This is a genomic window from Pseudomonas sp. 05N434, from assembly GCF_056396965.1.
The window spans coordinates 1-11,664 of sequence record NZ_JBFTMK010000082.1; the positions used below are offsets into that span (position 1 = coordinate 1).

Below are 11,664 nucleotides of genomic sequence, written 5' to 3' on the forward strand. Positions count from 1 at the left end.
CATTGGAGCTTTCCACTCCATCGGCGATGGAAACCGTGAATTTGGAATGGGTGCCGTTCTGCGCATAGGCTTCTTTCGACAGGTCTATACGCATGTAAGTATCGTCTTCATTACCCAGTCGCCCAACTGCACCACCGACTGAACCGGCAGGCGTTGTATAAGGACCGCCCCGCCCGCCCCCCAGGCCATCGTTGATCAGCAATCCCGAGCGGGCGTAGCCCTTGAAGCTGAACCCGTCGGTGAGGTGTCCGGTACTGCCCTCCTTCTCCAGGCTTTGCTGACGGGCTTCGAGTTTTGCCAACCGCGTATCCAAAGTGGGCGCCGCAGTGGCGGTCGCAGTGGACGCAACAGGCTGCAAGGCGGGAGTGGACTGTTTGAGCTGCTGCAATTCCCTGGCGAGCGCCTGGGTTTGTTGTTCGGCGGCGGCTGCACGTTTTTCCGCAGCGCTGGCGCGGGCTTCAAACGCGGCCATGCGTTCTTCCAGAGTCGCGGCCTGAGCAGTGGCCGCCGAGGTGCCGAGTACGCCTGCGAGTAGCCAGCTTGATGCTTTCTGCATGGGGGATTTCCTGTTTTGTTTTTATTTTTTGTCCTGCGACCGGCCTTTTTTTCGTGAATTGTTAATTGTCAAAATCCACGAAAAAAAGGATGCCTCATCGCAAATACGCTGCTACATTTGGCGATGTTAACGTTAACTTTTCTAAAAACAAAAATAAAGAGGGCTTTATGAAACAGCTCAAATCACTCTTTCCAGCAGCACTGCTTGCCCTTTGCGCCGGGCTTMCATCCCTCTCCAGCGCAGCCAATCTGACGATTTCCTGCGGTGCGGTGGGCGCGGAATTACAACTGTGCAAAGAGGCCGTCGAGGCGTGGTCTCAACAGACCGGCAATCACGTCGAGGTGGTGTCCACGCCTAACTCGGCAACCGAGCGGTTGTCGTTCTATCAACAGATCCTCAGTGCGCAGTCCAGCGACATCGACATCATTCAGATCGACATGGTGTGGCCGGGGATGCTGGCCAAACATCTGCTGGATCTGCGCGAGGTGCTGCCCGCCGATGCAACCCAAGGCTACTTCCAGGCACAGGTGGACAACGCCACGGTGAACGGACGGCTGGTGACGATGCCGTGGTTCACCGACTCGGGCCTGCTGTATTACCGCAAGGACTTGCTCGAGAAATACAACAAGCAAGTCCCCCAGACTTGGGAGGAAATGACCGCTACCGCCAAGGATGTACAACAGGCCGAGCGCAATGCCGGCAACGCCAACGCCTGGGGGTACATCTTTCAAGGGCGTGCCTACGAAGGCCTGACGTGTAATGCGCTGGAATGGATCAGCAGCCAACCRGACGGAGGGCTGGTCAATCCACGAGGCGACATCGTGGTCAACAGCCAGGCCTCAAGAGCGGCGTTGACCCTGGCCAAAAGCTGGGTAGGCGACATCTCCCCGCGTGGCGTGCTCAATTACACCGAGGAAGAAGGACGCGGCGTATTCCAGTCGGGCAATGCGTTGTTCATGCGTAATTGGCCTTATGTCTGGGCCCTGGTGCAAAGCCAGGACAGTGCGGTAAAAGACAAGGTCGGGGTCGCTCCCCTGCCCCGCGGCGGCAGCACCGGCACCCATGCCTCCACCCTCGGCGGGTGGGGTTTGGCGGTATCGCGTTACAGCGCCAACCCGAAGCTTGCCGCCGAACTGGTGAGCTACCTGACCAGCGCTCAACAGCAAAAACATCGTGCGTTGATTGGCGCCTATAACCCGGTGATCGAGTCGCTCTACCAGGATCCCGAGCTGCTCGCGGCCATGCCTTATTACAGTCAGCTGCACAGCATTCTCAACGATGGCGTCATGCGCCCCGCTTCAATCACCGCCGCTCGTTATCCACGGGTCACCAATGCGTTCTTCGATCAAGTGCATGGCGTGCTGGCCGGCGAGTTGCCGGTCGATCAGGCGCTGACCGAACTGGAAGGCGAACTCACGCGTATCAAACACCGGAACTGGTAAGCCACAAGGAAGAAAATCACCATGTCTGTCTCTACTACCCATGCTCCCTGTGACGAGCTCCTGCTCGCCAGGGAAACGCCGGTACAGCGCCGCCGAGTGCGCGCTGCCTGGCTGTTTCTGACGCCGATGTTGCTGTGTCTGGCCCTGGTGGCGGCCTGGCCGTTGCTGCGGACATTCTGGTTCAGCCTGACCGACGCCAACCTGGCGGACACCGCTGGCGGCACCTTCGTTGGCCTGAGCAATTATCTGTTCCACAACGGTTCCAGCTGGTCGGGCATCCTGGTCGATCCACAATGGTGGAATGCAGTGCGCAACACCTTGCATTTCACCGTGGTGTCGGTGGGGCTGGAAGTCGTGCTGGGGCTGCTGGTGGCGTTGCTGCTGAACATCCAGTTCGCCGGCCGTTCCCTGGTGCGAGCGTTGATTCTGATTCCGTGGGCGATTCCGACCATTGTCTCGGCGAAGATCTGGTCATGGATGCTCAATGACCAGTTCGGCATCATCAATCACCTGATGCTCAGCCTCGGCCTGATTACCGCGCCTCTGGCCTGGACCGCAGATGCCGATCTGTCGATGTGGGCGGTGATTATCGTCGACGTCTGGAAGACCGTGCCGTTTGTCACCCTGCTGATGCTCGCCGCCTTGCAGATGTTGCCGAGTGACTGCTACGAAGCCGCCAGGGTCGATGGCATTCATCCACTGAAGGTGTTCTGGCGGGTCACGCTGCCACTGCTGATGCCCGCATTGCTGGTGGCGGCGATCTTCCGCATCCTCGACTCCCTGCGGGTGTTCGACGTGATTTATGTGCTGACCTCGAACTCATCGAGCACCATGAGCATGTCGGTCTACGCCCGCCAACACCTGGTGGAGTTCCAGGACGTCGGTTACGGCAGCGCCGCCTCGACCCTGCTGTTTCTGGTGGTTGCAGTGATCGCCATGCTTTATCTCTACCTCGGACGCCGTCAACTGGAGGTCCGGTCATGAGCCCTCGCCTACTGAAAAAAGCACTGTTGCGCTTCGGTTTCTGGTGCCTGATCGGGGTGTTGCTGCTGTATGCGGTGTTCCCTTTCTACTACGCCATCGTCACGTCGCTGAAGCCGTCCAGCGCCTTGTTCGAGGTGAGCTACTGGATCAAAAAACCCGACTTCTCCAATTACGCGGCGGTGCTTAACCAAGCCTCATTCCTGCGGGCTATCGGTAATTCACTGGTGGTCGCGCTTAGCGTAGTGACGCTGGCGCTGTTCCTCAGCCTGACCGCCGCTTATGCCTTGGGCCGGGTGAAATTCCGTGGGCGTGGCACGGTGTTGATGATGGTCCTTGGGGTGTCGATGTTTCCCCAGGTCGCGGTGTTGTCGGGGCTGTTCGAGGTGATCCGTGCCTTGGGCCTGTACAACACGTCCTGGGCGTTGATTCTCAGCTACACGATTTTCACCCTGCCCTTCACCGTCTGGGTGCTGACCACGTTCATGGGTCAACTGCCCCATGAGCTGGAAGAAGCGGCAATCATGGATGGCGCCTCGCCCTGGGTCACGCTGACCCGGGTGCTGTTGCCGTTGCTCTGGCCCGCACTGGTCACCACTGGCTTGCTGGCTTTCATCGCGGCGTGGAACGAGTTCCTGTTTGCCCTGACCTTCACCCTCACCGACACCCAACGCACGGTGCCAGTGGCCATCGCCCTGATTTCTGGCGGCAGCCCCCATGAGTTGCCTTGGGGGTTGTTGATGGCGGCATCGGTGCTGGTCACCGTCCCACTGGTGATTCTGGTGCTGATCTTCCAGCGCCGAATCGTTTCCGGCCTCACTACCGGCGCGTTAAAGGGTTGATGCCCGACAACTACAAGGAACAGCATCGTGATCAAGTTGAAACTGGATAACGTGAACAAACAATTGGGCGGTGCGCGGATTCTGCGCGACGTCAACCTGGAGATCGCGGCGGGTGAGTTCGTGGTATTCGTCGGCCCTTCGGGCTGCGGAAAGTCGACCCTGCTGCGCCTTATCGCCGGACTGGATTCGATCTGCGCCGGCGACCTGCTGATCGACGGGCGTCGGGTCAACGACCTGGAGCCACGCGAGCGTGGCGTCGGCATGGTGTTTCAGTCTTATGCGCTGTACCCGCACATGAGCGTCTACGACAACATCAGTTTTGGTTTGAAGCTGGCCAAGACTGAAAAGACCAGCCTGCGCGAGCGCGTGCTGAAGACCGCGCAAATCCTGCAATTGGACAAGCTGCTGCAACGCAAGCCAAAGGAATTGTCTGGCGGGCAGCGTCAGCGTGTCGCCATGGGCAGAGCCATGGCGCGGGAACCGGACATTCTGTTGTTCGATGAGCCGCTCTCCAACCTGGATGCGTCCTTGCGGGTGCAGATGCGCAACGAAATCGCCCGGCTGCATGCCCGGCTGGGCTCGACCATGATCTACGTCACCCACGATCAGGTTGAAGCGATGACCCTGGCCGACAAAATTGTCGTGCTCAATGGCGGTCGCGTCGAACAGGTCGGCTCACCGCGCGAACTCTATGAGCGCCCGGCCAGTCGCTTTGTCGCCGGCTTTCTCGGTTCACCCAGAATGAACTTTCTGCCGGCGCGCTTGCAGGCGCCGGGCGAAACCAGCCTGGTCGACAGCCCCGTGTTGGGGATGACGTCCCTGCCCTTCGACAGTTCGAACCTGGCGGCGGGCACGCTGCTGAGCCTGGGCATTCGCCCGGAACACGTGTCGCTCAAGTCAGCGGAAGGAGCCGCCGGCATCGTGGTGACCGCGGTCGAATACCTGGGCAGTGAAACTTATGTGCACCTCGAGACAGGTCAGGACGAGCCACTGATCAGTCGTTGTGAGGTCCACGCCGGATGGCAGGTGGGCGACCGGGTCGAGCTGCTGCTGGACATCGACAACCTGCACCTGTTCGACGCTGACGGCACAGCCTTGAAGCGTCACCCACATGCCATTGAAACCGTCCCTCTGCGCCCGGCACGAGCAGGCGCCCTATGACTTTGTCTTTGAATACCATGAGCGATCCAATGCCTGACTCCCTTGACCTTGCGCAACAGGCGCTGAGTGACGGCCTGTCTCGGGTCATCCACGATTACCGCCCCGGTTATCACATTGCCCCCCCGACAGGCTGGATGAACGACCCTAACGGGGTGGTGTACTTCCGTGGCGAGTATCACGTTTTCTATCAACACCACCCCTTTGACGCCAAGTGGGGCCCGATGTATTGGGGGCATGCCAAGAGCGCCGACCTGGTCCATTGGCAGCATCTGCCCATTGCCCTGGCGCCCGGCGATGACTTCGACCGCGACGGTTGTTTTTCCGGTAGCGCGGTAGTGTGTGGAGACACCCTGGCGCTGATCTACACCGGGCACACCTGGCTGAAAGACGTGGGTGATGAAAGCTCGATCCGTCAAGTCCAGTGCCTGGCCACCAGTGTCGACGGCATTCGCTTCGTCAAGCATGGCGCTGTCATCGAGACCGCGCCGCAAGACTCGATCATGCATTTTCGTGACCCCAAGGTCTGGCAAGCGGACGACTATTGGTACCTGATTGCCGGCGCACGTCTGGGCGATCAACCGCTGCTGCCGCTGTATCGTTCCACCGATCTGCACACCTGGGAGTTCCTCGATTATGTAGCCAGCGGCAGCGAGGGCGATGGCTATATGTGGGAGTGCCCGGATCTGTTTCGCCTGAACGGGCGCGACGTGCTGCTGTACTCCCCTCAGGGCATGCAACCCCACGGTTACGAACGGCTCAACAAATACCAGACCGGTTATCGAGTGGGCCAACTCGACAGCCAATGGCACTTCACCGGCGGGCCTTTTATCGAGCTGGATAACGGCCACGATTTCTATGCCGCGCAAACGCTGGTGGCCGCCGATGGTCGGCGCCTGGTGTGGGCGTGGCTCGACATGTGGGAAAGCCCGATGCCGAGCCAGGCCCATCACTGGTGCGGCATGCTCGGTTTGCCGCGCGAACTTGAACTGCATGACGATCGCCTTTGCGTGTATCCGGCACGGGAGCTCACCGCGCTGCGCGAGGCGCCATTGCCGAGTACGCCTTGGCGGGATGAGTCGGGAACCTGCTGGGTACCGGAAGTGAATGGCGACCTGCTGGAAATCCATGTGCATCTGGATTTGCGCGGCTGCACCGACGGCCACCTGGGCATCGCCTTGCGCTGCAGCGACGATGGCCTAGAAGAAACCCTGCTCTATTACGATGCGGCATTACAGCGCCTGGTGCTGGACCGCAGCCGCTCKGGTGCGCAAGTCAGCGGCCAGCGCAGCGTGCCGATAGACCCGACACAAGAGCGACTGGAACTGCGCGTGTTTCTCGATCGCTCGTCCATCGAGGTGTTCGACGAAAACGGCCGCTTCAGCCTCAGCAGTCGCCTCTATCCGCGGCCCGACAGTCTGGGCGTGAAGTTGTTTAACCACGGCAGTGGTGGGCGTGCATCGATTCCCAAGGCGTGGCCTCTCGCTTCAGGTTGGGTATGAGCGCTGTCATTCGAGTCGCGAGAAACCCGGGCCCTGTGTCATGATTCTGCGTCAACCTGACCGGGCTCGCCTCGCATGACTTCAGTGAAAGACGTTGCACAGCTGGCCGGCGTGTCCTTGATGACGGTTTCTCGAGCGCTCAACAACCCGGAAAAACTGAGCCCCGAAACCCTTCAGCGGGTGCGTCGCGCCATTGATGAACTGCAATTCGTACCGAGCCTGTCGGCGCGCAAGATGCGCGGCGACAACCTCCAGTCGCGCACCATCGGCGTGTTCGCGCTGGATACCGCGACCACACCGTTCGCGGTGGAACTGCTGCTGTCCATCGAACAGACCGCGCAACAGGCCGGCTGGAATGTCTTCATCCTTAACCTGTTGAGCAACCCGCCCACTGACCAGAACATCGACCTGATGTTGTCGCACCGCCCCGACGGGCTGATTTTCAGCGCCATGGGCTTTCGCCACGTCAGCATTCCCGAGCGCTTGAAGAGCAAACCGCTGGCACTCGCCAATTGCCTGGCCGATGACAGTCGCCTGGTCAGTTACGTACCGGACGACGAAACGGGGCAGTATCGCGCCGTGCATCACGCGTTGAGCCAAGGCTATCGGCGCCCGCTGTGCATCAATCTGCCAAAACAGAGCCTGGCCTGGGGGCTGCGACAAGAAGGCCTGTTGCGCGCCTGTCAGGCATTCGGGCTGGCGCCTGACGCGCTTCTGCAATACGACCTTTCCGAGCATGACGCCTACGGTGAAACCGCAGCCATCCTCGACCGGCACATTGTTGAGGGTCGCCCACAATTCGACATTCTGATCTGTGGCAACGACCGGATTGCGTTTTGTGCCTATCAGCTGTTGTTGAGCCGAGGCCTGAAAATTCCCGGCGATGTCGCCGTGCTCGGCTACGACAACATGATCGGTATCGCCGAACTGTTCATCCCGCCGCTGACCACGGTGCAACTGCCGTACTACGAGATCGGTCGCCAGGCTGCCCGCCACCTGATCGAAGCCCTTGAGGTAGAGGGAGCCCAGCCGGTTGATTGTCCATTGGTGGTCAGGGCGTCGCTATGAGTGCGAGCGCCGCAGACCAGCCGGTGCACGAGGTGCCTCAGGATTCGGCATCGACACTCGCGAGCATTGCCTCTCCCAATACGATTTTCCCGCTGTCCTTGAGTGCCTGACCTGCACCACGGATGTCTCTCGCTTCCTTGTTCTGACCCAGCTTGAATTTACCGACCAGGCGAGTGATCTCGATCTCTACCCCAACGATCGCTTTGAGCATCGAGGCGATGTAGTCCTTCGGGGCGTCCGTCATTTTCCATGGCTCGGGCTGGGACGACTCGTGGGTTCGGGTCAGGAGCGCCACCAACCCACGGACATAGCGCTCATCATCGTGAAGGGTGATCCTCCCATGGGCGTGCACCACCTTGTAGTTCCAGGTCGGAACCTGCTTATGGGTTTCGTGTTTGCTCGGATACCAGGTGGGCGAGATGTAAGCCTCGGCGCCGCGAAAAACCACCAAGACTTCGTCGCCATTTTTAACGTCTTGCCAGACCGGATTGGAGCGCGCGACGTGCGCCTGAAGAACACCGAACTGCCCCTGCGCAGCCTTCAACTCGAAAGGAATGTGGTTGGCATCCAGTCCGCTTTCACCGTTGGTAAACAAAATGCCCAGTGGGTGCTGCACGATCAGTTCATGAAGGGCTTCGGCGCGAGGCTCATCAAAATGGGCAGGTACGTACATATCAACTCCTTCAATCGTTCAAGGGTGGGGACAGCGCGCCAGTGGTGAGGTGGCCTTCGTGTGAATTGTGTGGATGAACTGGCCCATGGTATAGAGCCAATATCCAACATAATCACTGAGCCAGAATTGATGGCACGTAAAGCCAACGTTGTTGAAATTCCATCGCTGGGCACGCTGGATCGAACCGCCGGTCAATTGGGACGACAACTTGCTCAAGCGCTTAGGTCCGCGATCCGCAGGGGCGACCTCAAGCCTGGTGAGCTGCTGCCATCGACGCGCACTCTCGGCAAATCGCTGACGATTGCCCGAGGCACCGTTATCGAGGCCTTTGAGCAGTTGATCGCCGAGGGCTTCCTGGAATCCCAAGGCAGAGCAGGTACGCGGGTGGCCCGCTCTTTGGCAGATGCGTCGCCAACCACCCGGCAGGAGCAAGGTCGGCCCACCGAAGCCAGGTCGTGGACGCCCTCTTCCCGAATCGAACGGTTCGCTCAGGTGGCCCAGCAATTTAGAGCGGCTGCGCAGATTCCGTTCTCGGTCTCGGTGCCGATTGGCAAAGCGGCGCCTGACGATATCTGGCGTCGCCTTGGCAATCGCATCAGGGCGCGAGGGGCTGGAGCGCCCTCGGGATACGGCGATCCACAAGGTGCGCTTGAGTTACGGGAAGCGGTAGCGGATTACGTGCGCAAGTCACGCTCTGTGCGCTGTGAAGCGAGCCAGGTCATCATTACATCCGGCACGCAACAGGGCCTGTATCTCGCCTGTCAGGTGCTGCTCGATGTGGGGGATTTTGCGTGGGTGGAGGATCCGGCCTACCGGGGTATCACAGGAATTCTGGAAAGCGCAGGCCATACAAATCAAATGATCCGCGTCCCGGTTGATGCCGAGGGGCTGAATGTTGAAAACGGCATAGCGCAATGCCCCCAGGCACGAGCAGCCTTCGTGACCTCGTCACATCAATATCCACTCGGCATGCCAATGAGCATGGCCAGGCGCGATGCCTTGCTGGCATGGGCCCGGGCGTCCGATGCCTGGATCGTCGAGGACGATTACGACAGTGAACTGCGTTACGCCGGCCACCCTTTTCCATCCTTGCAGGGGCTGGACCCCGACCGGGTTATCTACCTGGGGACGTTCAGCAAAATACTGTTCCCCTCGTTACGACTCGGCTACGCAATCGTTCCGCCTTATCTGGTGCAAGCCTTCTGCGGTGCGCGGGTCCTGATGGATCGGCATCCCGCCAACGCCGATCAGCACGTACTCGCAGCATTCATCGCAGAAGGACATCTGGATCGGCACATCCGGCGAATTCGCGGCGTATACGCAGACATCCACAGGCAAATCATCGAGGCGGTTGCCAGGCTGATTCCTCGCGAACTTGCATGGCTGGAACCGAGCGATCAGGGCATGCATCTGGTGCTTTGGCTGGCGGAAGGTATCGACGATCAGTGGGTCGCCGCCAAAGCTTCCGAAGCTCAGGTATCGGTACGTGCCGTGTCGCCGATGTATGCCGGTGGCAATGGCCGTTCGGGATTGATTCTGGGTTTGGGCGGTTTCAGTGCCGAAGACATTGAGTCCGCCACCCGGCGCCTTGCGCAGGTCATCACGTTGGCCGCGAACCCGTCGGGCCGCAGAATCATGCCAATTGCCATAAAACATTTTTAAAACAATTAGTTGGACAACCTTAATAACTTATTGGACAGAAGGCTATATTTTTGACTAGTAACATTTGACAGGCCACCTTGAGTGATCAATACCTAACAGGGTCGACACCTGACAAAGGCGACGATCTAGTGGATGAATATCCATTGCTGACTGCATTGCAAATAAGGCTTACGAACAAAAGTACTTATTTTTAAAGGGCCGAAGGTTCGGACCGTGCGGTAGCTTTGGCCATCGCAAAGTATCGGCTTCATTTCGTGCCTGAAGGCGACATCATGCACAGCGTTAATTAAGGTTTACACATTCCACTTTGCAATCACTTTGAAATCACTTTACCGTTTCCCTGGCGTTACATGCTTCATCATTGATACACCGTTTTAAAAGCTTAACACTTTCGCGACTTCCACAACCTCATTGCGTTCCCTGGAAGGATAACGGCATCGCTGATACGCAACAGGCATGCTTAAACCAACGTTACGGAGCTTGCCAGTATGCTGACGACTACCCAAGCCTCTAACTGGTATCTTTTGCAGTGCAAGCCACGTCAGGACGAACGGGCGAAAATCAATTTATTGCGGCAAAACTATGTCATATTTTGCCCGCAAACCGTTAGCCAACGCAGGATACATGGTAGCCCCCATCAATCCCTTGAGCCGCTCTTCCCGGGGTACCTTTTCATTCAGCTAGGCCGTGACGACAAGTGGGCCCCTTTGCGTTCTACACGTGGCGTCAGCCGAATCGTCGATTTTAATCACGGCCCGGCAATGGTCCCTGACGATGTCATCACACACTTGCAAGAGCGGTGTTATAAACCACCGGAAATTCTTGCACCTCACACGTTCAAGCCCGGTGAAAAACTGCAAATAACCCGAGGACCGCTGTCGACACTCGAAGGTATTTTCATGACCATGTTAGGTGACGAGCGAGTTATGATCCTGCTTCACTTTCTGAATAGAGAGCAGCCGGTTCGTATTCCACTGACTGATATTGAGCGAGCACGCCTCCATCTATAATCCCCTATTCAACTTACTTCAATAACAAAACCTGAACACATTCACCCAACTTTAAATTCAAACAAAAATTTATGCCTTTTTTTATTTCATGGATTGTTTCCAGCCGCGTGATTACTCACACTTACGGACTCCATTCGCATGAAGAAATCACTGACATCAGCCGATATTACATCGCGCACATTCGGCCCTGTTTTTCCGGTCTATAGTCATTGGATTCATCCCCAAGGAGCAATGATATGACCCTTAAGACCCATGGCCCCTTCGCACTGATAGTGATCTCTCTATATCCCGGAGCGGCCTGGAGTCTCGACCCCCAGGCCATTAACATCTACGGATTCGACTTCACACCCACGTTGTTATTTTCAGAGAGCTACGATGACAACTTCCGGGAGCTGGATCGGGGACGTCAGTCTTCCATGGTGACCAAGGTGGCGCCCTCTTTCGAACTCAAGGCCGAAGATCGAAACAGTGCCACGCGACTTATCTGGCAGCCTACCCGCTACATTTATCATGATCATCCGGACGCCTCGAATACGGCACAACGTGTGCGGCTCGACAGCATCATGGAGTTCACCGACCGCCATCGCCTGAAACTTGAAGGGGAAGCGCGTAAATACGAACGCACGACATCGACTGCTGTCGATGGCATCAATGACAAGATTCGCACTAATCGCGTCAATGGTCTCTATACCTACGGCGCCAAGAGCGCTGCCAATCAGATCGATCTGGGCGCAAGTTACGCTCAACTTCGTTACGACAACTCCGACGGC

General features: G+C 58.1%; 10 protein-coding genes and 1 pseudogene. 9 read left to right on the forward strand and 2 right to left on the reverse strand.

What is annotated here, in order from left to right:
- Positions 1 to 556, reverse strand: a 556-nt coding sequence (locus AC1DLB_RS08055; protein ID WP_477784844.1) for a carbohydrate porin, incomplete at its 3' end; no start/stop codon positions are given.
- Positions 557 to 723: 167 nt separating this feature from the next.
- Here AC1DLB_RS08055 and AC1DLB_RS08060 point away from each other — a divergent pair.
- The 6 genes from AC1DLB_RS08060 (at position 724) to AC1DLB_RS08085 (ending at position 7,549) form a co-directional block, all read left to right on the forward strand.
- Entirely contained in the window at positions 724 to 1,998 is a 1,275-nt protein-coding gene (locus tag AC1DLB_RS08060) for an ABC transporter substrate-binding protein (protein WP_477784845.1), read from the forward strand.
- Between the two features lie 21 nt (positions 1,999 to 2,019).
- Complete coding sequence (locus tag AC1DLB_RS08065) at positions 2,020 to 2,982, forward strand: carbohydrate ABC transporter permease (RefSeq protein WP_111453167.1); 963 nt, start codon at positions 2,020 to 2,022, stop codon at positions 2,980 to 2,982.
- Complete coding sequence (locus tag AC1DLB_RS08070; protein ID WP_018928908.1) at positions 2,979 to 3,821, forward strand: carbohydrate ABC transporter permease; 843 nt, start codon at positions 2,979 to 2,981, stop codon at positions 3,819 to 3,821. The genes AC1DLB_RS08065 and AC1DLB_RS08070 overlap by 4 nt, the downstream gene beginning before the upstream one ends.
- Positions 3,822 to 3,848: 27 nt before the next feature.
- A complete protein-coding gene (locus tag AC1DLB_RS08075) occupies positions 3,849 to 4,982 on the forward strand; it encodes an ABC transporter ATP-binding protein (RefSeq protein ID WP_230139044.1) in 1,134 nt (377 codons plus the stop codon).
- Positions 4,979 to 6,481: a glycoside hydrolase family 32 protein gene (locus AC1DLB_RS08080; RefSeq protein WP_230139043.1), complete on the forward strand. Its 1,503-nt coding sequence runs from the start codon at positions 4,979 to 4,981 to the stop codon at positions 6,479 to 6,481. The genes AC1DLB_RS08075 and AC1DLB_RS08080 overlap by 4 nt, the downstream gene beginning before the upstream one ends.
- Positions 6,482 to 6,556: 75 nt before the next feature.
- Positions 6,557 to 7,549: a LacI family DNA-binding transcriptional regulator gene (locus AC1DLB_RS08085; RefSeq protein WP_477743216.1), complete on the forward strand. Its 993-nt coding sequence runs from the start codon at positions 6,557 to 6,559 to the stop codon at positions 7,547 to 7,549.
- A gap of 37 nt (positions 7,550 to 7,586) precedes the next feature.
- Here the strand turns inward: AC1DLB_RS08085 and AC1DLB_RS08090 are convergent, their stop codons facing one another.
- The gene (locus tag AC1DLB_RS08090; RefSeq protein WP_230139042.1) at positions 7,587 to 8,222 is read right to left on the reverse strand and encodes an FMN-binding negative transcriptional regulator; all 636 of its coding nucleotides are present in this window, start codon (positions 8,220 to 8,222) and stop codon (positions 7,587 to 7,589) included.
- Positions 8,223 to 8,351: 129 nt separating this feature from the next.
- Between AC1DLB_RS08090 and pdxR the strand changes: the two genes are divergently transcribed.
- The 3 genes and pseudogenes from pdxR to AC1DLB_RS08105 form a co-directional block, all read left to right on the forward strand.
- The gene (gene pdxR / locus AC1DLB_RS08095) at positions 8,352 to 9,884 is read left to right on the forward strand and encodes a MocR-like pyridoxine biosynthesis transcription factor PdxR (RefSeq protein WP_230139041.1); all 1,533 of its coding nucleotides are present in this window, start codon (positions 8,352 to 8,354) and stop codon (positions 9,882 to 9,884) included.
- 488 nt (positions 9,885 to 10,372) lie between these two features.
- Complete coding sequence (rfaH, locus tag AC1DLB_RS08100) at positions 10,373 to 10,894, forward strand: transcription/translation regulatory transformer protein RfaH (protein WP_111453162.1); 522 nt, start codon at positions 10,373 to 10,375, stop codon at positions 10,892 to 10,894.
- Between the two features lie 236 nt (positions 10,895 to 11,130).
- Positions 11,131 to 11,664 (forward strand): annotated as a pseudogene (locus AC1DLB_RS08105) (outer membrane beta-barrel protein); the annotation flags it as partial.